The following is a 24178-nucleotide window of genomic DNA, read 5'->3' as shown; positions in this document are numbered from 1 at the left end:
CCGTGGCCACCGCCGCCGGCACCGGCTCCGCCGACGCCGTGAGCGACGTGCTCATGGCGCTGGTGGCGCGGCTGCGGGAGGCGGGGATCGAGCCCACGGCCGAGGAGCTGGCGGACACCCTGTGGCTGGCCCGCTGGGCGGGACCGGGCGTGCCCCGTACGCGTCCCGGCGGCTTTCCCGTCCCGGTGGGTTCTCTCCCCGGCGAGCGGGCCGAGCCGTCCCCGGAGCGGGTGCGCCCCGCCGGCGATCACGCCGCGTCCTCGCGCCGGGAGCCGGAGGGAGTGCCGTACGCGGCGACGGACGGTCGCGCCGATCTGTTCGCCGCCGCACCCCGCGGAGACCGCGCCGCCAACGGCACCCTGCCCGTACGGGTGCCGGTGGCCTCGGCGCTGCCCGATGCGGAAGCCCTGCAGCGGTCCCTGCGCCCGCTGCAACGCTTCCGCGCCCCCGTCTGCCCCTCGCGCACCCGTGTCGACGAGGAGGCGACGGCCGACCGGGCCGCGGACACCGGCCTCGTCGTGCCCGTGTTCACGGGCATCCGGCGGCGCGAGGCCCGCATCAGGCTGCTGATGGACGTCTCCACCTCCATGGCCGTGTGGGAGCAGACCCTCGACGAGCTGCGCCAGGTCTGCGAACGGGCGGGAGCGTTCAGGGAAGTGCGCGTGCACTACGTGCACCCGGCCGCGGACGGAAGCCCCGGGATCGGCACGACCCTGACCCCCGGATCCGTCCTGCGCGCCCCCGCGCAGCTCGCCGACCCCACGGGCCGGCAGCTCACCCTGGTGCTGAGCGACTGCGCCGGGCCGATGTGGCGCAGCGGGCGGATGCAGCGGCTGGTGCACCGCTGGGCCGCCACGTCCCCGGTCGCCGTCGTCCAGCCGCTGCCCCAACGCATGTGGCGGCGCACCCACTTACCCGCCGTGCCCGGGGTGCTCCACCGGGCGGAGGGGCCCGTGGGACGGCTGATGTTCGACCCGGCCCGCGGACCGGGAGGCGGCCCCGGGCTGACGCCCGTACCCGTACTCGCGCCCGCAGCGGCCGCACTGGGCGCCTGGGCGCGCCTCGTCTCGGGCTCGGCGGGCATCTCCCTCTACGCGGCCGCCGGACTGGTCGGCGCCGACCACGGTCCGTCCCCGGCCGCGCCGCCCGCGTCCGAGCCGGTCGACGCCCCCGCCCGCGTCCGTGCCTTCCGGCGCGCCGCCTCCCCGGAGGCCGCGCAGCTCATCGTGCATCTGTCGGCCGTGCCCCTGGTCCTGCCGGTGATGCAGCTCGTCCAGCGGGCGATGCTCGCCGGGACCGGCCCCTCGGTGCTGGCGGAGGTCCTGCTCAGCGGACTGCTGCGGCGGAACCCCGAGGCCGAGGGCGCGCCCGCCGACGGCAGGGGCGGGCTGGAGTACGACTTCCTCGACGGCGTACGCGACGAACTGCTCCGGCAGCTTCCGCTCGGCGACGCGCAGCTGGTCCTCAAGCACTGTTCCCAGTACGTGGAACGGCACTTCGGGCGCCGTGCCCGGAACTTCCCCGCCATGGCGGCGGCCTATCTGTCCGGCTCGGTGGGGCGAGCCGATCCGGAGCCCGGCGACGGGGACCTTCCGGGTCTGCGGACGTTCGCCCGGGTCTCCGAGCACGTCCTGCGCAGGTTCCTCCCACAGAGCACGATGCCCGTGCCGGCGCCCGGACCCGCCCACCCCGGCACCCTGAGCGCGCGGGCCCGCAGTCTGCTGAACCGCTTCAGGGCGGACGGGACGGCGCGCGACCTCGACGAGGCGATCCGGCTTCTCCAGGGCGCCGCGGCGGCGGAGCGGGACCACGACCGGGCGGCGGCACATGAGGCCCTGGCCGACGCGTTGTTGCTCCGCTGGCGGACCCGGCATCTGGCCGAGGATCTGGAGATCGCCCGTCAGGCCGCCCTCCATGCGGCAGGTCGCAGACCGTCGGCGGCGCCGATGCTGGCGCGGGTCCTGGAGATCATGGCCGACGAGGTGCTGGCCGGCGGGATCACCTCACGCGTCGCGCCGTACGCGCTGGGCCGGGAGGCGGAAGCGCGGGGGATCCCCGAGGAGCTGCAAGGGGTATGGGTCGTCCGCGAGTTGCTGGTGGATGCGGACGAACGTCTCGACCGGTTCATCCGCGGGCCCGGGGCCCCGGGGGACCGCGGCGCGCTGTTCCGCGCGGTCGATCAGCGCATCGGCGTCCTGCGCAAACTCGCCCTGGTGCGGCACGAGCTGGATTCGTGGCCCGAGGCCGACGGTACGAGCGTGGACGAGAGCTGGTTCGTCACGCTGATGCTCCAGGCGGTCGGCCTCGCCGACGCGACGCTGGAACCCGGCGGCACGGTCGACAGCGTGTGGGGAGCCCTCGCCGTCACCGCCGGCCGGCTCGGCCTGGACCTCGCACGCCACTACGCGGGTCGCGGCCCTGCGACACGACACCCCCTCCCCGGCGATCCCGAGCGGCTGAGGGAGATCGCCGGTCACGCCGTCCGGACGCTCCGGGACGGACTCGCGGTCCTGTCCGAGGTGCAGTGGCCCGACGACGACCTCGCCCAGGGGTGGCTGGATCTGGCCGAAGCGGTGGAGACGGCCGCAGGCGGGCTGTCGGACCACGAGGCGTACCTCGCGGTGCGCGAGGCGCTGGGCCGGGCCCTGGTGCCGGCCGCCCGCGTCCCCGAGCCGGAGCTGTGGATCACCTGTCTCAGCCGCACGGCGGATGTCACCTGGGACCACCACCAGCGCACCGGCGACAGAAGTGAACTCGGCTTCGTGGCCGTGACGTTGGAGACCGCCGTCGGGCTCGCCGGACGCGACCACCCCCGGCGCGGCGAACTCCTCGCCTTCCGCGGCGAGGTGCTCACCGCTTGCGCGACGGACCGCCCTGACGCGGCGGTCGATGCGGACGAAGCCGTACGGTCCCTCCGCGAGGCGCTCACCGAGACCCCCGGCCGGCACCCCGAACTCGCCCGGCGGCGGCTGCTCTTCGGGGAGGCCCTGCGTGTACGCCATCGCTACGGGGGTTCCCTCGCCGATCTGCACGAGGCCGACTGGATACTCGGAGCCGCTGCCCGCGAGTCGGACGACCTCGCCGTCGAAGCCCGCGCGTCGCTGGTGCGGGGACAGGTGGGGCTCGATCTCGCCCGGCACACGGGCTCGCGCGAGCGCCGGCAGCGGGCGGCCGACGACTTCCGCCGCGCCGCCGAAGCGGCCGAGGAGCTGGGCCGGTTCGCCGTCGCGGCCGACGCACGGGCGCAGCGCGCGTTGATCCTGGAGTCGACGGCCGGTGCGTCCCACGCCCTCCAGGAGTACCGCAGGGCGCTGGACCTGCTCGACAGAGCGGGTCGCGGAGAATCCGGCGGGCACCCCGCAACGCCGTCCGCGGACAGCGTCCGCACCCGTATCGCGGCGCTCGAGGCGGGCGACGCGTGACGTACCCCGCCGACGAACGCGGCACACCGCTGCCCGAATTCACCGACCTCGACCTGGCCCGCCCTCCCGCGCATCCGGTCCTCTCCGCGATCCTCGCGGGGCTCGGGGACCGGGGCCCCGACGACGATGTCGTCGCCTACTACGAAGACGCGCCATGAGGCCGGCGCCCGCGAACCCCGCCGACCCCGCCGACCCCGCGGAACCGCTCTGGCCGCACCGGAGCCTCGACCTGGCCGCGCTGCGCCGCAGGGGCGTACGTCCCGTCCCCTTCCGGCAGTTCGTCCTCAAGGTTCACAGCCGCTGCAACCTCGCCTGCAGCTACTGCTACATCTACACCGGCCCCGACGAGAGCTGGCGCGACCGTCCCGTCCGCGTCCCCGCCCGCACCGTGCGCCACACGGCCCGCAGAATCGCCGAGCACGTCGCCACGCACCGGCTGCGCCGGATCCGTATCGAACTCCACGGTGGCGAACCGCTTCTGGCCGGTCCCGGACCCGTGGTCGCCTACGCGCGTGCCGTGCGCGCCGCGGTACCCGCACACTGCGAGGTCACCGCCTCCGTGCAGACCAACGGCACGCTCCTCACCGAGCGCACGCTCGACCGGCTGGCCGCCGCCGGCATCCGCGTGGGCCTGAGTCTCGACGGAGGCAGCGCCCGCCTGGCCCACCGCCGCCTCGACCATGCCGGGCGCCCCTCCTGGCCCGCGGCCTCGCGTGCCGCCCGGCTGCTGGCGGCACGCCCCGACCAGTACGCCGGGATCCTGTGCACGCTGGACCTGACCACGGACCCCGACGAGGTCTACCACTCGCTCACCGCGCTCGGCCCTCCCCACATCGACTTCCTTCTCCCGCACGCCCATTGGGCCGCGCCGCCGCCCGGACTCGCGGCCCTCCCGGAACCCGGCCGCCACCCCCGCCCGACCCCGTACGGCGACTGGCTGGCCCGGGCCTTCGACCTGTGGTGGAACGCCGACCGGATGCGGACCGGCGTACGGCTCTTCAGCGCCGTCGTGGCGCTGCTCCTCGGGGCGCCCAGCACCGCCGAGTCCGTCGGACTGTCCCCGATGGCCGCCGTCGTCGTCGATACGGACGGGGCCGTCGAGCAGGTCGACTCGCTGAAGACCGCCTACGCGGGCGCCCCCGCCACCGGCCTGGACGTGTTCGCCCACAGCTTCGACGAGGCCCTGGAGCACCCCGGCATCGCGGCGCGGCAGCTCGGCACGGAAGGTCTGGCCGCCGACTGCGCCGCCTGCCCCGTGCTGCGGGTCTGCGGCGGCGGCAACTACGCCCATCGCTATGTGCCGGTCAGCGGGTTCCTGCACCCCAGCGTGTACTGCGCGGACCTGGAGCGGCTCATCCGGCACATCGCGGGCCGCCTGGAGGCCGTCCTCGCCGCACCGCGTTCCGGTGGCGCCAAGTCGCCCGGAGTGACAGGGTTTTGACGGACAATCGAAGAGCCATTCCCTGCCGTGGGGAGGCCCGCCCCGGCGCGGCCGAACCGGCCGGATCCGAGGGATACGGGGGTTGCATGACCGACAAGCCCGAGCACGTCACGGTCGTCTTCGCCGGCCTCAGCCATGCCTGGGCCGAGTGGATCGCGGCGACGCTCGCCTCGGCCGGCTGCACCACCGCCATGGTCCGCTGGGATCCCGTGCGACGGGCTCCGGCCTCCGCCGCCATCACGGACCTGCTCGCGGATCGCGGGCGGGTGCTGCTGGTCCTCGACGACTGGTACCTCCGGTTCGACTCGTGGCGCAACGAGGAGTGGAGCACCGCGCTGCGCCGGGCCGTTCAGCTGGGACAGGGCCGGATCGCGGCCGTCAGTGTCACCCCGCAGCCGCTCCCGGCGGCGGCGGCGATCGTGGCCCCGGTGGATCTGCGCGGCCTCGGCCCGGACCAGGCCCGGCGGCGCCTGCTGACCGCCGTGGACCTCCCGGCGACGACAGCGGCGCCGGTGGAACTGGCGCGCAGCCGGCGCTTCCCCGACGACCTCCCGGAGGTCTGGAACGCCCCGCGGCGCAACCGCCGGTTCACCGGCCGCGAGAAGGTTCTCGAGAAGCTCCACGACGCGTTCGCCGCGGGCGGCGACGCGACGACGTGCGTGGCCCTGCACGGTCCGAGCGGCGTCGGCAAGACGCAGGTGGCCACCGAGTTCGTGCACCGCTTCGCCGGCGAGTACGACATCGTCTGGTACATCAGCGCCGCCGTCCGGGCCACGGCCCGCGAGAGCTACGCGGCGCTGGCGGAGAAGCTGGACCTCAAGCCGGGCGACGAGGTGGGGCGGCTCATCGAGGCCGTCAGGGAGCGGCTGAGCTCCACCACGCGCCGCTGGCTGATCGTTCTGGACGGCGCCGAGGAGCCCGAGGAGCTGGAGGCTCTCGTACCGGACGGCCGCGGCCATGTCCTGATCACCACGCGCCGGGCCACCTGGGGCCAGCAGGGCGCGGAGCTGGTCGCGCTGGAGCCGTTCCGGCGGGCCGAGAGCGTCGCGTTCGTGTGCAGGCGGGCCTCCCGGCTGTCGGAGGACGAGGCGGACACGCTGGCCGACGCTCTCGAGGATCTTCCGCTGCTGCTCGATCAGATGGCGGCCTGGCTCGACACCAACCCCACCGCCTCGGTGAGCGGCTACGTCGCGGACATCCGCTCCGGCGATCCGCACGACTTCGGCGTCCTGCCGTCCCAGGAGTACCCCCGCGGGTTCCAGGTCGCCTGGGCCATCACGCTCAACACCCTCCGCGAACGGTCCCCCGAGGTCGACGAACTCCTCGGGCTCCTCGCCTTCTTCTCCCCGGACGTGGTCCCCGTACGCCTGCTGCAGTCGGCGCGCGCGGCCGATCTGCCGCCCCACCTGGCCGAGTTGGTTGCCGAACCCAGCAGCTGGAACACCGCGCTGCGCACGCTCTCCGAGGCGACCTCGATGCGTCTGGAGTACGAGACGGGGCCGCGCCTGGACATCCTGACCGTGGGCACGCTGCGTATGCACCGGCTCTTCCACCGCTTCGTGCGCGGCAGCATGGCGCACAAGGAGCGCCTGAGGGCCTCCGCCATCGCCTGCCGCGTCCTGGTCGCCGCAGACCCCCGGTCCCCGGCATCGCCGCGGAACTGGGCGCGCTACGCGGAGCTGATCCCGCACCTGGAGCCGTCGGGCGCCCTGGACTCGGCCGAGGACGACGTCCGCGACCTGGTGCTCAACTGCGTCGAGTACCTGCGCATGCGCGGCGAATACCACGACGGGTGGTGGCTCAGCCGGCTGGCCGTGGAGCGCTGGCGGGCGGCATCCGCCCTCACCGACCGCCGGGTGCTCGTCGCCGTCCACCAGCAGGCCAACATGCTCCGCCGGCTGGGACGTTACGCGGAGGCGGAGACCGTGGGCCGGGAGGTGCTGCGCACCCTGGTGGCGGACGCCTCCGCCCGCACCATCGAGGTGCTGCGCGCCAAGGACGGCCTCGCCGGGACGCTGATGGCGCTCGCGAAGCACGGTGAGGCGACCGCCCTCTTCGAGGAGGCGGCCCGGGACGCCACCGAGGCGCTCGGCGAAGGCGTCCCCCGCACCCTGGCCATCCGCAGCAATCTCGCCGTCTCGCTGGGTCTCCAGGGCCGGTACGAGGACTCCCTCGCCCTCCATCGTTCACTGCTGGACTCCCGGTCCGTCCTCCTCGGCGTGCACGACCCGCTCACCCTCAACTCCGCGCTGCACACGGCCTGGATGCTGCGCCTGCTCGGCCGCTACGACGAGGCGCTCGCCATTCAGGATCACAACTGCCGTCTGCACCGCCAGATCCTGGACAAGAACCACACCCAGACCCTGCTCGCCGAGCACAACCTCGCCCTCTGCTCCCGGCGCAACGGGAACCTGCAGTTCGCGCAGGCGCTGATGCGCAAGGTGCGCGACCGTCTGGTGAGCCGCCGCGGACAGCAGCACCCCGAAACGCTGATCGCCTCGGCCGACTTCGCCATGCTGCTGCGGCAGGCGGGCGAGCTCGACGCCGCCCGTGAACTGGCCGAGTCCACCGCGAGGTTGTACGGCGCCCAGCTCGGCAGGGATCATCCGTACGCCATCGGTTCCCACGCCAATCTCGCGTTCGTCCAGGGCGAGGCCGGCGAGCACAGGGCCGCGCTCCGCACGGCGGAGCAGGCGCTGGACGGCATGGGCGGCGCCGTGGGGGCCGACCACCCCTGGACGGTCGGCTGCGCGCTCAACGCCGCCGCCGCACGTCACCGGGCCGGGGACACCCCGGGCGCCGTCCGGATGGGGCGCGAGGCCCTGGAACGGGCGCCGAGGGCGGTCGGCGACCAGCACCCCCTGACCATCAACTGCAGGATGAGCCTCGCCCAGGACCTGCGTGCCGCCGGCGAGACCGAGGAGGCGGACGCGCTCCGGTCCGAGGCGATGGACACGCTCACCACACTGCTGGGGGAGGACCACGCCCACACCCGGGCGATGCGTGAGGGCGTACGTCCGTACTGGGACTTCGAGCCCCAGCCCATCTAGCGCACGGCACGGCACGGCACGGGCCGGACGCCGGGCGGCAGGACGGCCGGCAGCGCAAGGACCGGAGGACCGGTCGCCCTGTCGCCCGGTCCTCCGGTCGGCGGGTCCGGCGGGTCGGCGGGTCCGGCACCGGCCGGGTGCGGAGCACCGGACGCAGACACGCCGGAGGCCCGGCCCCGCGGGATGCGGGACCGGGCCTCGGGTGACGAGACGGCGGGTGCCGGTCAGATGTCGAAGACCTCGCTGACCAGAGCCTGCTGTTCGGCCTGGTGACGCTTGGCCGAGCCGACCGCCGGCGAGGAGGAGTGCGGCCGGGAGACCCGGCGCAGCCGCTCCTTGTGCGGGACGTCGGCACCGACCGCCAGGTCCAGGTAGTCGATCAGGTTGATGGCGATGAACGGCCACGCACCCTGGTTCGCCGGCTCCTCCTGGGCCCAGACGAACTTCTCCGCGTTCGGGAACTTGGCCAGCTCGGCCTGGAGCTCCTTGCCCGGCAGCGGGTACAGCCGCTCGACGCGGACGACCGCGGTGTCGTTCGTGCCGCGCTTCTGCTGCTCCGCCAGGAGGTCGTAGTAGACCTTGCCGGAGCAGAAGACGACCTTGCGGACCGCGCTCGCCTCGACCGAGTCGTCGCCGATGACCGGGCGGAAGCCGCCCTCGATGAACTCTTCCGCCTTCGACGCCGCGGCCTTGAGCCGGAGCATCGACTTCGGGGTGAAGACGACCAGCGGCTTGTGGTGCGGGTTGTGGACCTGCCAGCGCAGCAGGTGGAAGTAGTTCGACGGCAGGGTGGGCGCGGCGACCGTCATGTTGTTCTGCGCGCAGACCTGGAGGAAGCGCTCGATGCGGGCCGAGGAGTGGTCCGGGCCCTGGCCCTCGTAGCCGTGCGGCAGGAGCAGCGTGACGCCGGAGGTCTGGCCCCACTTCTGCTCGGCGGAGGAGATGAACTCGTCGACGACGGTCTGAGCGCCGTTGACGAAGTCACCGAACTGCGCCTCCCACATCACCAGTGCGTTCGGGCGGGCCAGGGAGTAGCCGTACTCGAAGCCCATCGCCGCGTACTCGCTGAGGAGCGAGTCGTAGATGTTGTACCGGGCCTGGTCCTCGGAGAGGTAGAGCAGCGGCGTGTAGTCCTGGCCGGTCTCGCGGTCCACCAGCACCGCGTGGCGCTGGCCGAAGGTGCCGCGGCGGGAGTCCTGGCCGGCGAGCCGGACCGGGGTGCCCTCCACCAGCAGCGAGCCGATGGCCAGGGTCTCGCCCATGCCCCAGTCGATCGTGCCGTCCTCCACCATGCTCACGCGGCGCTGGAGCTGCGGCAGCAGGCGGGGGTGGACGGTGATCCGGTCGGGGATGTTGACCTGCGACTCGGCGATCCGCTTGACGACCTCGCGGGAGATACCGGTCTCCACGGAGACCGGGAACTCGGCCTGCGGCTCCGGCACATGGGCCGGGCCCGGGTTCGAGACGGCGTCGCGGACCTCGGTGAAGACCTTCTCCAACTGACCCTGGAAGTCCTGCAGCGCCTGCTCGGCCTCCTCCAGCGTGATGTCGCCGCGACCGATCAGGGACTCGGTGTAGAGCTTGCGCACCGAGCGCTTCTTGTCGATCAGGTCGTACATCAGCGGCTGGGTGAAGCCGGGGTTGTCGGTCTCGTTGTGACCGCGGCGGCGGTAGCAGATGAGGTCGATGACCACGTCCTTGTTGAACGCCTGGCGGAACTCGAACGCCAGCCGCGCCACGCGGACGACGGCCTCCGGGTCGTCGCCGTTGACGTGGAAGATCGGGGCCTCGATCATCCGCGCCACGTCGGTGCAGTACATCGACGAACGGGACGCGGCCGGGGCGGCGGTGAAGCCGACCTGGTTGTTGATCACGATGTGCACGGTGCCGCCGGTGCGGTAGCCGCGCAGCTGCGACATGTTGAGCGTCTCGGCCACCACGCCCTGGCCCGCGAAGGCCGCGTCGCCGTGGAGCTGGATCGGCAGGACCGTGAAGTCCGTGCCGGCCTTGCCGATGATGTCCTGCTTGGCGCGGGCGACACCCTCGACGACCGGGTCGACGGCCTCCAGGTGGGAGGGGTTGGCGGTGAGCGAGACCTTGATCTGCTCGCCGTCCAGACCGGTGAAGGTGCCCTCGGCGCCCAGGTGGTACTTCACGTCGCCGGAGCCGTGCATCGACTTCGGGTCGAGGTTGCCCTCGAACTCGCGGAAGATCTGGGCGTACGACTTGCCGACGATGTTCGCCAGGACGTTGAGACGGCCGCGGTGGGCCATGCCGACGACCACCTCGTCCAGGCGCGACTCGGCGGCCGAGTCGAGCACGGCGTCGAGCATCGGGATGACGGACTCGCCGCCCTCCAGCGAGAACCGCTTCTGGCCCACGTACTTGGTCTGCAGGAAGGTCTCGAAGGCCTCCGCCGCGTTCAGCCGGCGCAGGATCCGCAGCTGCTCCTCGCGCTCCGGCTTGGTGTGCGGGCGCTCGACGCGGTCCTGGATCCACTTGCGCTGCTTGGGGTCCTGGATGTGCATGAACTCGATGCCGGTGGTGCGGCAGTACGAGTCGCGCAGCACGCCCAGGATGTCGCGCAGCTTCATCATCGACTTGCCGGCGAAGCCGCCGACCGCGAACTCGCGCTCGAGGTCCCACAGCGTCAGCCCGTGCTCGGTGATGTCGAGGTCGGGGTGCTTGCGCTGCTTGTACTCCAGCGGGTCGGTGTCGGCCATGACGTGGCCGCGGACCCGGTAGGAGTGGATCAGCTCGAAGACGCGGGCGGCCTTGGTGACGTCGTCGTCGTGCGAGGCGTCGATGTCCCGGAGCCAGCGGACCGGCTCGTACGGGATGCGCAGGGCCTGGAAGATCTCGTCGTAGAAGTCGCTCTCGCCGAGCAGCAGTTGGTGCATGATCCGCAGGAACTCGCCGGAGGCGGCGCCCTGGATCACGCGGTGGTCGTACGTGCTGGTCAGCGTCATGACCTTGGAGACGCCCAGACGGTTCAGGGTGTCCTGCGAGGTGCCCTGGAACTCTGCCGGGTAGTCCATCGCGCCGACGCCGATGATGACGCCCTGGCCCGGCATGAGGCGCGGCACGGAGTGCACGGTGCCGATGCCGCCGGGGTTGGTCAGGGAGGCGGTGACGCCGGTGAAGTCCTCCATGGTCAGCTTGTTCGCGCGGGCGCGGCGGACGATGTCCTCGTACGCCTGCCAGAACTCGAAGAAGTTGAGCGTCTCGGCCTTCTTGATGGCCGCGACGACGAGCTGGCGGTCACCGTTGGACTTCACCAGGTCGATGGCCAGGCCCAGGTTGACGTGCTCGGGCTTGACCAGGGTGGGCTTGCCGTCCTTCTCCGTGAAGGCGTGGTTCATCGACGGCATCGCCTTCAGCGCCTGCACCATGGCGTAGCCGATCAGGTGCGTGAAGGACACCTTGCCGCCGCGGGCGCGCTTGAGGTGGTTGTTGATGACGATGCGGTTGTCGAACAGCAGCTTCACGGGCACGGCCCGGACGCTCGTCGCGGTCGGCAGCTCGAGGCTGGCGTTCATGTTCTTCGCGACGGCGGCGGAGGGGCCGCGCAGCGTGACGAACTCGGTGTCGGCCGGCGCGGCGGGCGCGGCGGCCTTGGCGGCCGGCTTCGCGGGCGCGGCCTCCGTCTTGGCCGGGGCGGCGTGCTTCGGCCCGGACGGCTTCGCCGGGGCGGGCGCGGGGGCTGCGGGCGCGGCCTGGGCGGCAGCGCCGTTCGCACCGGCGGGGGCGCTCGGGGCGGCGGGCTCGGCCGCCGCCTTCGGGGCGGGCGCGGCCTGCTCGCCCGCGGGGGCCTCCGTCCCGGCCGACGCCTGTGGCGGCGAGGCGACCGCGGAACCGGTGTCATGCCCCGGCTTGTAGTCGGCGAAGAAGTCCCACCAGGCTCGGTCTACCGAGTTCGGGTCCTGGAGGTACTGCTGGTAGATCTCGTCGACGAGCCACTCATTGGGGCCGAACGCTTCCGCAGGGGAGGACTTCCCCTGTCCGTCTGCGTCGGTCGAGAGGCTCGAGGTATTGGGGGACTGTGGCGACACGGCGGCAACCGCCCTCTTCCGCTTCCTTAGATGGTGGACAGCGGAAATAAAGGCTACGCCTCCTACCGCACTGGTTGCAGGCCGGGCGGGCCAGTCGTCGTGCAAGTCACATTGATCGACTGGTTTCGGCGCGTGATGTGGCGGGAAACACGTCAGGTTGCGCCCGACCGGGGGATGATCCGCTCGCGGGTGCGGCACACTGCGCCGCAACCGTTTTGGAACCTTGTGTTCGACCCTACGTCAACCGTGCGCCTTGGGGGTGCCCGGGAGTGTGACGCGGATCCGGCAGCCGCGAGGCGATTCGGCCACCCCGATGCTGCCGCCGTGGAGATCCACCGCCCAGCGGGCGATGGCCAGGCCGAGCCCCGTACCGCCGTCGCTTCCCGGGCCGTGCGGGGTGGAGACGCCGCCGCGGTTGAAGCGCTCGAAGATGCGGTGCCGCTCGGACTCCGGGATGCCGGGGCCCTCGTCGAGGACCTCCAGGTTCAGGCTGTCGGGCCCGCCGGTGCCCCGCCGGGCGCGCAGGGTGACGCGGCCGTGCGGCGGGCTGTGCTTGACCGCGTTGTCGATCAGGTTGGCCACGACCTGGTGGAGCCGCTCGGCGTCGGCGTGCGCGGTCAGCTCCGGCGGCGAGACATCGAGGTGCAGATGGACGTCGGCGCGGGCACCGGGCCCGCCGATGTGGGCCCGGGCGGCGGCGGCCATGTTGGCCTCCTTCAGCACCCCGGACAGATACGGCCACACCTCGAAGCGCCGGGACCGCAGCGGTACGACCCCGTTGTCGAGCCGGGAGAGGTCGAGCAGGGTCTCCACCAGCCGTCCCAGCCGCTCGGTCTGCCGCAGCGCCGTCCGCATGGTCTCCGGATCGGCCTCGGAGACGCCGTCGACGACGTTCTCCAGCACCGCCCGCAGCCCCGCGATGGGGGTGCGCAGCTCGTGCGAGACGTTCGCCACCAGCTCCTTGCGGTGCCGGTCGACGGCCTCGAGATCGGCGGCCATGTGGTTGAAGGTCTCCGCCAGATCGCCGAGTTCGTCCCGCCGTACGGCCTGGACCCGCCGGCTGTAGTCACCGTTCGCCATCGCACGGGCGACGGTCTTCATCTCGTCCAGCGGCGAGGTCAGCCCGTGCGCGACGAACTGCGTGATCAGCATCGTGGCGATGATCGAGAAGATGGTGACGATCCGCAGCTCCGTGGAGGTGCGGATGGCGACGAAGACCAGCAGCGTGGTGATGGTCACCGAGACGATGACCAGGGCGCCGAGGGCGGCCTTGACCGACCGGTACGGGTCGAAAGGCCGCAGGGCGTCCCAGATCCGCGCCCAGATCCGGGAGAGCAGGCCGGGGTACACGGGCTCGGGCGGCCGGTTGTTCATACGCGGGTCGCCGGTCAGGACGTCGGGGTCGCCGGGGTCTCCAGCGCGTAGCCGACCCCGTGGACCGTACGGATCCGCTCGGCGCCGATCTTGCGGCGCAGCGCCTTGATGTGGCTGTCGACGGTCCGGGTGCCGGAGGCATCGGCCCAGTCCCAGACCTCGGCGAGGAGCTGCTCGCGGGAGAGGACGGCGCGCGGGGTGTTGGCCAGGCAGACCAGCAGGTCGAACTCGGTGGGGGTCAGGTGCACGTCTTCGCTGCGCACCCGTACGCGGCGCTGGGCGTGGTCGATCTCCAGCTCGCCCAGGCGGAGTATCCCGGTGCGCGGGGTGCTGGCGGCCTGGGTGGCCCGCTCGACGCGGCGCAGCAGTACGTGCACGCGGGCGGCGAGCTCGCGCATGGAGAACGGCTTGGTCATGTAGTCGTCGGCGCCGACGCCGAGGCCGACCAGCATGTCCGTCTCGTCGTCCCGGGCGGTGAGCATGAGGACCGGAACCGGCCGCGAGGCCTGGACGCGCCGGCACACCTCGAGCCCGTCGAAGCCCGGCAGCATCACATCGAGGACCAGCAGATCGGGCTGCCATGCCTCGGCGGTGTCCACGGCGGCGGGGCCGTCCTGTGCGGTCTGCACCTGGAAGCCCTCGGCGCGCAGCCGCACCGCAATGGCGTCGACGATCGTCTGGTCGTCCTCGACGACCAGGACGCGGCGCTGGGCGCCGGGAGTGGCCGTGTTGCCCGCCACGCCGTTGTGAGTCTGCTCCATCGCCCGCCCCTGCATTTTCCCCGTGTACCTGCCGAGCCTTGCCTGCTTTCCGTCACTGCACGGAGCAGGGTACGGGCACGGTGCGCACCTCGGCTACGCAGGCGGCCGGGGCCGTACGGCGAGGTGGACGGCATCCGGGACACCCCGGGCAACTGGGATCTCTTCCGTACGCACACCTACGAAACCGGCATTTCGCAGCGCTTCCTCGAATGCGGCGGACGGTCTCGCGGACCACACCGCGAGGACGCCGCCCGGCGAGAGGCGCTCCCGGCAACTGGCAAGTCCCGAAGGCCCGTAGAGGCTGTCGTTGTCCTCGGTCACGGTCCAGTCGGGTCCGTTGTCGATGTCCAGGCACAGGGCGTCGTAGTTCTCCGCAGCCTCAAGGGCGGGGGAGGTGCCGCCACCGGTCCCGCCGCGCAGGTGGGCGACCAGATCGGTGTGGAGGATCGCGCTCCGCTTGTCGGAGAGGGCGTCCGCGGTGATCCGTGCCAGCGGTCCCGAGCGGTGCCAGTCGATGACGGCCGGCTCGCGTTCGGCGACGGCGATGCGGCCCCAGCGGGGCTCCGCGGCGGCGTGTGCGAGGGAGAAGCCGACGCCCAGACCGCCGATGAGCAGGGACGGCTGTGTGCGGTCGGCGGGGAGGGCGGCGAGTGCCGCGTCGATCAGCAGCCGCTCCGAGCGCCCGTCGGAGGTGTCCATCAGGAAGCAGCCGTTGGCGATGATTTCGAAGTGCTCGCCGCGCTGACGCAGCACCACCTCGCCGTACGGGCCCTCCCGGCGGTCGACGGTGACCGGTGCGGCGGGGACGGGGGGCAGGGGCATGGTGCGCCGTCTTCCTGGGATCGGGGCGGGGGGCGTTCGGGCGCCGGTGCCACCCAGGGTAACGAGACGGTCCCGCAGCGGTCCGTGTCCGAGCCTCCGCGGGCTCAACGGGGCTGCGGGGCGCGGCTGTTGACCGGAGCGGTGGGGGCGGGGGAAGGGGCGGCGGGGGTTGCGGTGCCCGGGACGACCGACGTGACGGAAGTCATAGGGGAATCCTGTCCGCGTTGAGGGGGTTCGCAGGGGGTGCCGGGGGCGGGGAGCCTCCCGCGTCACGCTGCGGTGGGTGCGGCATCACGCTGCGGTGAGTGCGGCATCACGCTCCGGTGGGTCGGTGCCGCTCTGCGCTGAGGGGTCCAGGGGTCGGCCGATCGCCGGGACGGGGTCGGCCGGTCGCGGCAGGGCAGCGGTCCGGCGTCCAGGGCGGCCGTGCGGCCGCGGGAGCGGTCGGCGCGATCGCGGCGATCGGTCGTGGCCCGTCCGGCTGCACCGGCTCCGACCTGCACCGACGGCCTCCCCTTTCCTCCGCGCCCCGCGTGCGATCCCGCGTAGGGAGATGATCGCTCACAGCGAACACCGCCGGGGAACAGTCGAAGACCTCCGTGCATTGAGTCAATAACGCTCAACTTGAATGCCGAAAGGGAGATCATGGCTTCGACGTCCACACCGCTCACCCTGCCCGTGCTGCCGCTCGATGACGAGGTCGTCCTGCCCGGCATGGTGGTGCCCCTCGACCTGTCCGACGCCGAGGTCCGGGCCGCCGTCGAGGCCGCACAGGCCGCGGCTCGTTCATCCGGCGGCAAGCCACGGGTGCTGCTGGTCCCACGGACCGACGGCACGTACGCGGCGGTCGGCACGCTCGGCACGATCGAACAGGTCGGCCGGCTGTCCGACGGCGACCCCGGCGCGCTGATCCGCGGCGTGAGCCGGGTCCGGGTCGGGGCCGGGACCACCGGACCCGGGGCGGCCCTCTGGATCGAGGGCACCCGGATCGAGGAGGTCGTCCCCGATCCGCTGCCCGGCTCGGTCACCGAGCTGATGAAGGAGTACAAGGCCCTGGCCACGAGCTGGCTGCGCAAGCGAGGCGCCTGGCAGGTCGTGGACCGCGTCCAGCAGATCGACGACCCGGGCCAGCTCGCCGACAACTCCGGCTACTCGCCGTTCCTCACCCCCGAGCAGCGCGTCCAGCTCCTGGAGACCACCGACCCCGTCGCCCGGCTGAAGCTCGCCACCTCCTGGCTCGGCGAGCACATGGCCGAGCAGGACGTGGCCGAGTCCATCGCCAAGGACGTCCAGGAGGGGGTGGACAAGCAGCAGCGCGAGTTCCTGCTCCGCCGCCAGCTCGAAGCCGTCCGCAAGGAGCTGGCAGAGCTGAACGGCGACCCCGAGGACGAGTCCGACGACTACCGGACCCGTGTCGAGGCCGCCGATCTCCCCGATCACGTGCGCGAGGCCGCCCTCAAGGAGGTCGACAAGCTGGAGCGTGCCTCCGACCAGAGCCCCGAGGGCGGCTGGATCCGCACCTGGCTCGACACCGTCCTGGAGATGCCCTGGAGCGAGCGCACCGAGGACGCGTACGACATCCCCGGCGCCAAGTCCGTGCTCGACGCGGACCACGCGGGCCTGGAGGACGTGAAGGAGCGGATCACCGAGTACCTGGCCGTGCGCAAGCGGCGTACGGACCGCGGTCTGGGCATCGTCGGCGGCCGCCGCGGCGGTGCGGTGCTGGCCCTCGTCGGCCCTCCGGGCGTCGGCAAGACCTCGCTCGGCGAGAGTGTCGCCCGCGCCATGGGGCGGAAGTTCGTCCGCGTCGCGCTCGGCGGTGTCCGGGACGAGGCGGAGATCCGCGGTCACCGGCGTACGTACGTCGGCGCGCTGCCCGGCCGGATCGTCCGCGCCATCAAGGAGGCCGGGTCCATGAACCCGGTCGTGCTGCTCGACGAGATCGACAAGGTGGGCTCCGACTTCCGCGGCGACCCGGCCGCGGCCCTCCTCGAAGTCCTCGACCCGGCGCAGAACCACACCTTCCGGGACCACTACCTGGAGGTCGAACTGGACCTGTCCGACGTGGTGTTCCTCGCCACGGCGAACGTCCTGGAGGCCATCCCGGAGGCGCTGCTCGACCGTATGGAGCTGGTCAGGCTCGATGGCTACACCGAGGACGAGAAGGTCGTCATCGCCCGCGACCACCTGCTCGCGCGCCAGCTCGATCGGGCGGGCCTGGAGCCCGGCGAGGTCGTCCTGGAGGACGGCGCGCTGCGCCGGCTCGCGGGGGAGTACACCCGTGAGGCGGGCGTACGGAATCTGGAGCGGGCCGTTGCCCGGCTGCTCCGCAAGGTCGCGGCCCGGCACGAACTCGGCGAGCAGGAGCTGCCGGTGACCGTGGGCCCGGAGGACCTGCGGCAGTGGATCGGGCGTCCGCACCACGTACCGGAGGCGGCGCAGGACCCGGAGGAGCGGCGCACCGCCGTACCGGGTGTGGCGACCGGCCTCGCGGTGACGGGCGCGGGCGGCGACGTCCTCTACATCGAGGCGTCGCTGGCCGACCCGGAGACCGGCGGCAGCGGACTGCAGCTGACCGGCCAGCTCGGCGAGGTCATGAAGGAGTCCGCGCAGATCGCGCTCTCCTTCCTGCGCTCGCGCGGGGCGGAGTTCGAACTCCCCGTCGGTGACCTGAAGGAGCGGGGCGTGCACCTGCACGTGCCGGCCGGAGCGGTCCCGAAGGACGGGCCGAGCGCGGGCATCACGATGACCACCGCTCTGGCGTCGCTGCTGTCCGGGCGCAAGGCCCGTACCGATGTGGCGATGACGGGCGAGGTGTCGCTGACCGGGCGGGTGCTGCCGATCGGCGGGGTGAAGCAGAAGCTGCTCGCCGCGCACCGCGCCGGGATCACGACCGTGGTGATCCCCAAGCGGAACGAGGCGGATCTGGACGACGTGCCAGCCGAGGTGCTGGAGCGGCTCGACGTGCACACCGTGAGCGACGTCCGGCAGGTGCTGAAGCTGGCTCTGGAGCCCGCGCACAGCGAGCCGGAGTCGGAGGTTCCGGTCGCGGCGTGACGGACGCCGGCCGGGGCGATGCGGCCCCTTCCCTTCGGGGGGAGGGGCCGCATCCGTGTCCGGCCCCCAGCCTTCCGTCCCCGTCGGCTCCCGGCCCCTAGCCCTCCCGCCCCGCCGACTCCCGCAGGGGCAGCCGGACTTCGAACGTCGCGCCCCCGCCCGGCGTGGGCAGACAGCGGACCGTCCCCCCGTGTGCCGTGACGATCGCGGCGACGATCGACAGGCCCAGACCGCTGCCGCCGCTGGCGCGGTCCCGCCCGTCGCCGACGCGGTGGAAACGGTCGAAGATGCGCCCGGCCTCCTCCTCCGGAACGCCGGGGCCGCTGTCGGCGACCTCGACGACGGCCTGCCCCGCCTCCTCGTCCGTCCCGATGCGGACGGTCACCGGTGTGCCCACGGGGGTGTGCCGCAGGGCGTTGGACACCAGATTGGTCAGGACGCGGGCGAGGCGTACGTCGTCCCCGACGACCGTGGGCTGTGGCCCGTCCTCACCTTCGCTGCCCTCGCCGTTCTCGCCCTCGCTGTCGCTGTCGCTGTTGCCGTCGGGCGGCAGGTCGAGCCGCAGGGGGCGGTCGGGTTCGGTGGCGCGGGCGGTGGCGAGCGCGTCGACGGCCAGCGGTACGAGGTCGACCGGTTCGCTCGCCTGCGGGCGTTCCTGGTCGAGCCGGGCGAGCAGCAGCAGATCCTCCACCAGCAGCCGCATCCGCCGCCCCTCGGTCTCGATCCCGTCGAGGAGTCCGGTGATGTCCTGCCGCGATCCGGCCGCTCCGCTGCGCTGCAGTTCGACGAGACCGAGCACGGCGGCCAGCGGCGTCCGCAGCTCGTGGCCCGCGTCGGCCACGAAGCGGCGCAGCCTTTCCTGGGCGGCCGAACTCTCCGCGAACGACTGGTCGATGCGGGCCAGCATGGTGTTGAGCGTCGTCGAGAGGCGCCCGATCTCGGTGGAGGGCGGTGCGCGCTCGGGGACTCTGCGGGACAGATCGTCGCCGTCGATGATCGATTCGGCGGTCGCCTCCACATCCGCCAGCGGCTTCAGCCCGATCCGCACCACCGCGGAGCCGAGCAGCGCGAGTCCGGTCAGGACGACGGCGGTGACGATGAGTTCGATGCGGATCAGACGCCGGGTGGTGTCGTTGAGCGGCGTCAGATCGATGGCGGCGGCCACGGTTCCGCCGCCGGGCCGCTCCCGTACGAGCACCCGGTAGCGCCGGCCGTCGTCGTCCGCCGTGCCGGTGGTGAACGGCTCGCCCACAGGCGTGGATTCGACGGGGGGCAGCGCGAGCCGGGGCGCGGAGTCCTCCGCCGTACTGAAGCGGAGCTCGGTCTTCCCCGACGGGTCGCGGAACTCCACGACCGCGTGGGTGCCGACGGCCCCGGTCCGCACCAGCACGCTGCGCAGATTGTTCGGGATCCGGTTCACCTGGGGCGCGAGGACCTCCAGCAGCCCCAGCCGGTTCTGCAGGACGCGCGCCTGGTCGTCCGTGCGGTCCATCAGATAGCCGCGGAAGAGCTGGGTGCACACGACTTCGGCCGAGACCAGCCCGACGGCGCACAGCAGCAGCGCCCCGACGAGCAGCCGGGCACGGATGGAACGGGCGGCGAGCCACGCGCGGACGCGGCGCACTCCCCGCGCGAGGCGCGACCCGCGGGCCCCCGGCTCCGTCGTTCCGTCCACGGCGGACGTCATGCCGGAAGCCGCAGGCTGTAGCCGAAGCCCCGCAGCGTGTGGATCAACTGCGGCTCCACGGTGTCGATCTTGCGTCGCAGCAGGCTGATGTACGACTCCACGATCCGGGTGTCACCCGCGAAGTCGTACGCCCACACCTCGTCCAGGATCTGCGCCTTGCTGACCACGCGCCCGGCGTTGAGCAGCAGATACCGCAGCAGCTTGTACTCGGTGGGCGACAGCCGTACGGGCCGTCCCGACCGCCGTACGTCACAGGTCTCCTCGTCGAGTGCGAGATCGGCGAAGCGCAGCACCGGGTCGGCCGCTTCCTGCGGCTGCGGGCCGCGGGTGCGCCGCAGGACCGCGCGGATACGGGCGACGACCTCGTCCAGACTGAACGGCTTGGTCACGTAGTCGTCCCCGCCCGCACCCAGGCCGACGATCTTGTCGTGCGTCGTGTCGCGCGCGGTCAGGAAGACGACGGGCATGTGGAGCCCGCGGGCGCGCAGCGTGCGGGTGAGCTCGAAGCCGTTGAGGTCGGGCAGCATCACATCCAGCACGATCAGATGCGGCCGCCGCCGCTGCGCCTCCTCCAGTGCCTCCTTCCCGGTGCCGGCCGTGGTGACGTCGAAGCCCACATGGCGCAGGCTCGCGGCGAGCAGCCCGGCGATGGTCGCCTCGTCGTCGACGACGAGCAACCGGGTCGGGCTCTCCTGGGAGTGGGCGGTCGATGCGGGCACGCGGTCTTCCTCGTTCGGGGGAGGGCTTCTTCCTACGCGGTGCGGCACCGGTCGGGCAAAGGGGGAGCCCGGATTTTCAGGGTTCTTTCAGGTTGCTTGCACCCTGCCTGCGCATCGGCTTGCTGGGATCCCTCGCGTCGGACGCCATCGCGTGACGCACAGGAAGAGAACTCATCGATGATCAAGCTGACCTCGTTCAGCATGCGAAACCGCGCCCTGGTCGCGTTCGTCATGCTGGCGATCACCGGGGTGGGGCTGCTGGCCCTCCCCTCATTGCGGCAGCAGATGATGCCGGACGTCTCCTTCCCCAAGGTCTCGGTCACGGCCTCCTATCCGGGAGCTTCGCCGCAGGTCGTCGAGGACCAGGTCGCCGTGGCGCTGGAACAGGCCGTACGGGACGCGGACGGCGTGCTGTCCGTCACCACCACCTCGCGGTCCGGATCCGCTTCCGTCGTCGCCGAGTTCGACTTCGGGGTCTCGGCGGACGACAGCACCGCGACACTGCGGGACGCGGTCAACGAGGTGGAGCCGCGGCTCCCCGACGGGGTGGAGACCGAGGTCGTGGCCGGGTCCACGGAGGATCTGCCCGCGGTCCAGCTCGCGGCCGCCCGGGGCACGGGGGACGGCGGGAAGGACACGGACGCCGGGGACGGGGGCGCGGAGGACCGGGGTGCCGAGGGCGAGGACACCGCGGACGACGACGCCCAGGACGGGGCCGGGGAAGCCGACGGCAAGGCCGGAAAGGACAGCGAGGACGGCGAGGGCGGCAGGGACGAGGCGGAGGACGCGGACGGCGAGAAGGCGTTCGCCGACCGCCTCGACTCCGCGGTCGTACCCGAGCTCGAAGCCATCGACGGCGTACGCGAGGTGAAGGTCACCGGTGTCCGGGACGAGCGTGTGACGGTGACGCTCGACAGCGACGCCCTCGCGGACGCCGGGCTCACCCCGGCCGACGTCACCCAGTCCCTGCAGAACGCCGGCGCCGTCCTGCCCTCAGGCGCTCTCACCGAGGACGACACGAGCTACGCGGTCTCCGTCGACGGCGAACTGGGCTCGGTCAAGGACCTGCGCGAGCTGTATGTGACCCCGTCCGGCAGCGGAGCGGCGACCGGTGCCGGGGCCGGTGCCACGGGTCGTACGGGCGATGCGCCCCGGTCGGGCGCGCAGTCCGGCGGACCGAACGGCGGGCAGTCCGGCGCACCGTCCGGCGCGCAGAGCGGCGACGCGCCGGCGGCCGGAGCGGGCAAGTCCGCCGAACCGGTGCGCCTGGAGGACGTCGCCACCGTCCGGCAGGCTCTCGCGCCCTCCACCACCCTCACCCGCACCAACGGCGAACCCACCCTCGGCGTCGCCGTGACCCCACAGCCGGACGCCGACACCGTCGGCATCTCCCACGCCGTACGCGACGCCCTGCCCGGACTGGAGAAGAAGCTCGGTGACGGCGCCGATCTGACCGTGGTCTTCGACCAGGCCCCGGCGGTGGAGAAGTCCATCGACGACCTGACCACCGAGGGCGGGCTCGGCCTGGCCTTCGCCGTCGTGGTGATCCTGCTCTTCCTGGTGTCCGTGCGGTCCACGCTCGTCACGGCGGTGTCCATACCGCTGTCCGTGCTGATCGCCCTGATCGCGCTGTGGGCGTGGGACTACACCCTCAACCTCCTCACCCTGGGCGCCCTGACGGTCGCCGTCGGCCGGGTGGTCGACGACTCGATCGTCGTCCTGGAGAACATCAAGCGGCACCTCGGCCTCACCCGGGACAAGGGCAGGGCCGTCACCGACGCCGTACGCGAAGTGGCGGGCGCCGTCACCTCGTCCACCGTGACGACGGTCGCGGTGTTCCTGCCCATCGCGTTCGTCGGTGGCATCGTCGGCCAGCTCTTCGGGCCGTTCGCGATCACGGTGACGGTCGCTCTGCTCGCCTCGCTGCTCGTGTCGCTGACGGTGGTGCCCGTCCTCGCGTACTGGTTCCTCAAGGCGGCACCCGCGGGGGAGAGGGACGAGGAGACGAGCCGGAAGGAGAAGGCCCACACGGAGAACGGGACGAGCGAGGAGGAGAAGAAGGGGGCAGCCGGCGAGAAGAAGGGTGACGCCGCCGAGCGGAAGAAGAAGGACGCCGGCGAAGGCACCGGCCGTACGCTGCTCCAGCGCGCCTATCTCCCCTTCCTGACCACCGCCCTGCGCTTCCGCGGCCTCACCCTCCTCGCCGCCCTCGCGATCCTCGGCGCCACGGTCGCCCTGGTGCCGCTGCTGAGCACCAACTTCCTCGGGAACTCCGGCCAGAACACCTTCACGATCCGCCAGACGATGCCCCCGGGCAGCAGCCTGCGGCACACCGGCGACGCCGCGAAGAAGGTCGAGGCGGCGCTGGCCGACGTGGACGACATCGACACCTATCAGCTCACCGTCGGCGGCCAGGCGGGCGTTCAGCTCCGGGGCGGAGGAACGGCGTCCGACTCCGGCACAGCCACGTACAGCATCACCGCGAGCCCCGACGCCGACCAGGCCGCCGTCGAGCGCGAGTTGCGCGACGCCGTCGCGTCGGTGAAGGGCGCGGGCGAGATCGCCGTCGAGGCCACGGAGGCGGGCGGTCTGGGCGGTTCGAGCCTGGAGGTTCTCGTCCAGGCCCCCGACGACGCCACCTTGGAGAAGGCCACCGAGCAGGTACGCCGTACGGTGCGGGACACCCCGCGCACCGAGGACGTCACCACGGACCTGACGGAGGACATGCCGCAGGTGACGGTGGTGCCGGACAAGCGAGCCGCCGCCGAGAAGGAGATCGGCGAGGACCGGATCAACCAGGCCGTCACCCAGGCCCTCGACGGCACACGCCTCGGGGAGGTCAGCCTCGGCGGCGAGAGCTCCGAACTCGTCGTGCGCACCGGCGATCCCACCGAGGCCGTCGATGCGCTGGAGGACACGACCGTGTTCACCCCGCAGGGCCGAGTGCGCCTCGACAAGGTCGCGGACGTGGAGGTGACGCACGCCCCCGCGAGCGTCAAGCGCATCGACGGCGCCCGCGCCGCCACTGTCACCGCCCGGGCGACGACCGAGGACACCGGAGCCGTCAGCAAGGATCTCAAGCAGAGCCTCGACAAGCTCCGGCTCCCGGACGGCGCGAGCTACGCGCTCGGGGGCACCACCAGCCAGCAGGACGAGGCGTTCGGCGACATGGGCCTGGCGCTGGGAGTCGCCGTCCTCCTGGTTTTCGTGATCATGGTGGCCACGTTCCGCAGCCTCCTCCAGCCGCTGATCCTCATGGTGTCCGTCCCGTTCGCGGCCACCGGTGCGCTCGGGCTGCTGGTGGCGACCGGCACTCCGCTCGGACTGCCCGCGCTGATCGGCCTGTTGATGCTCGTCGGCATCGTCGTCACCAACGCGATCGTCCTCATCGACCTGGTCAACCAGAGGCGCAGGGCCGGCCTGTCCGCCCACAGCGCCATCGTCGAAGGGGCGGGGCTGCGCCTGCGGCCGATCCTCATGACGGCCCTGGCCACCATCTGCGCGCTGCTGCCGATGGCCTTCGGGCTCACCGGCGGCGGGGCGTTCATCTCCCAGCCCCTGGCGATCGTCGTCATAGGCGGCCTGGTCAGCTCCACGCTGCTGACGCTGATCCTCGTCCCGGTCCTGTACTCCCTGGCCGACGCCGTACGGAACCGCTCGCGCCGCCGCCCGGCGTCCGGCGAGCCCGCCGAGCCCGGCGGGTCCGATGCGCCCGGCCGGGCGGAGGCCGGTGAGGAGCCGGTCGCCGTGCACTGATGCCTTCGGGAGCCGGGGCGGGCGGCCGCTCGTAACC

General features: G+C 72.5%; 12 protein-coding genes. 6 read left to right on the top strand and 6 right to left on the bottom strand.

Annotated elements, in window-relative coordinates:
- The first annotated feature begins 2 nt into the window (after positions 1-2).
- The 4 genes from ACGFNH_RS10280 to fxsT all read left to right on the top strand — a co-directional run bounded on the left by ACGFNH_RS10280 (position 3) and on the right by fxsT (position 7913).
- Positions 3-3422: an SAV_2336 N-terminal domain-related protein gene (locus ACGFNH_RS10280; protein WP_393652611.1), complete on the top strand. Its 3420-nt coding sequence runs from the start codon at positions 3-5 to the stop codon at positions 3420-3422.
- Positions 3419-3580, top strand: a complete 162-nt coding sequence (locus ACGFNH_RS10275; RefSeq protein ID WP_393652610.1) for a hypothetical protein — start codon at positions 3419-3421, stop codon at positions 3578-3580. The genes ACGFNH_RS10280 and ACGFNH_RS10275 overlap by 4 nt, the downstream gene beginning before the upstream one ends.
- The gene (locus ACGFNH_RS10270) at positions 3577-4863 is read left to right on the top strand and encodes an FxsB family cyclophane-forming radical SAM/SPASM peptide maturase (RefSeq protein WP_393652609.1); all 1287 of its coding nucleotides are present in this window, start codon (positions 3577-3579) and stop codon (positions 4861-4863) included. Before ACGFNH_RS10275 ends, ACGFNH_RS10270 begins: the two co-directional genes overlap by 4 nt.
- A gap of 86 nt (positions 4864-4949) precedes the next feature.
- Positions 4950-7913: an FxSxx-COOH system tetratricopeptide repeat protein gene (fxsT, locus tag ACGFNH_RS10265; RefSeq protein ID WP_393652608.1), complete on the top strand. Its 2964-nt coding sequence runs from the start codon at positions 4950-4952 to the stop codon at positions 7911-7913.
- Positions 7914-8137: 224 nt separating this feature from the next.
- Here the strand turns inward: fxsT and ACGFNH_RS10260 are convergent, their stop codons facing one another.
- The 4 genes from ACGFNH_RS10260 to ACGFNH_RS10245 all read right to left on the bottom strand — a co-directional run bounded on the left by ACGFNH_RS10260 (position 8138) and on the right by ACGFNH_RS10245 (position 14922).
- The gene (locus ACGFNH_RS10260; protein ID WP_393652607.1) at positions 8138-11965 is read right to left on the bottom strand and encodes a multifunctional oxoglutarate decarboxylase/oxoglutarate dehydrogenase thiamine pyrophosphate-binding subunit/dihydrolipoyllysine-residue succinyltransferase subunit; all 3828 of its coding nucleotides are present in this window, start codon (positions 11963-11965) and stop codon (positions 8138-8140) included.
- Between the two features lie 240 nt (positions 11966-12205).
- Positions 12206-13339 (bottom strand): ATP-binding protein, encoded by a 1134-nt coding sequence (locus ACGFNH_RS10255; protein ID WP_393652606.1) that lies wholly within the window; start codon positions 13337-13339, stop codon positions 12206-12208.
- Positions 13340-13353: 14 nt separating this feature from the next.
- Positions 13354-14100 (bottom strand): response regulator transcription factor, encoded by a 747-nt coding sequence (locus ACGFNH_RS10250; RefSeq protein WP_393652605.1) that lies wholly within the window; start codon positions 14098-14100, stop codon positions 13354-13356.
- A gap of 93 nt (positions 14101-14193) precedes the next feature.
- Positions 14194-14922 carry a spermidine synthase gene (locus ACGFNH_RS10245; RefSeq protein ID WP_393652604.1) on the bottom strand — a complete coding sequence of 243 codons (729 nt, stop codon included), beginning with the start codon at positions 14920-14922 and terminating at the stop codon, positions 14194-14196.
- A gap of 645 nt (positions 14923-15567) precedes the next feature.
- Here ACGFNH_RS10245 and lon point away from each other — a divergent pair.
- The gene (lon, locus tag ACGFNH_RS10240) at positions 15568-17979 is read left to right on the top strand and encodes an endopeptidase La (protein WP_393652603.1); all 2412 of its coding nucleotides are present in this window, start codon (positions 15568-15570) and stop codon (positions 17977-17979) included.
- Positions 17980-18076: 97 nt separating this feature from the next.
- Here the strand turns inward: lon and ACGFNH_RS10235 are convergent, their stop codons facing one another.
- On the bottom strand, positions 18077-19654 hold the full coding sequence (locus ACGFNH_RS10235; RefSeq protein WP_393652602.1) for a sensor histidine kinase: 1578 nt from the start codon (positions 19652-19654) through the stop codon (positions 18077-18079).
- Between the two features lie 8 nt (positions 19655-19662).
- Positions 19663-20385, bottom strand: coding sequence for a response regulator transcription factor (locus ACGFNH_RS10230; protein WP_393652601.1), 723 nt, complete (start codon positions 20383-20385; stop codon positions 19663-19665).
- 177 nt (positions 20386-20562) lie between these two features.
- Between ACGFNH_RS10230 and ACGFNH_RS10225 the strand changes: the two genes are divergently transcribed.
- The gene (locus tag ACGFNH_RS10225; RefSeq protein ID WP_393652600.1) at positions 20563-24141 is read left to right on the top strand and encodes an efflux RND transporter permease subunit; all 3579 of its coding nucleotides are present in this window, start codon (positions 20563-20565) and stop codon (positions 24139-24141) included.
- Positions 24142-24178 lie beyond the last annotated feature (37 nt).

It is taken from the genome of Streptomyces sp. NPDC048639, from assembly GCF_043199075.1.
In the GTDB taxonomy this organism is placed as follows: Bacteria; Actinomycetota; Actinomycetes; order Streptomycetales; family Streptomycetaceae; genus Streptomyces.
Note: the sequence above shows the minus strand (reverse complement) of the source record. Positions and strands in the feature narration are given on the sequence as shown.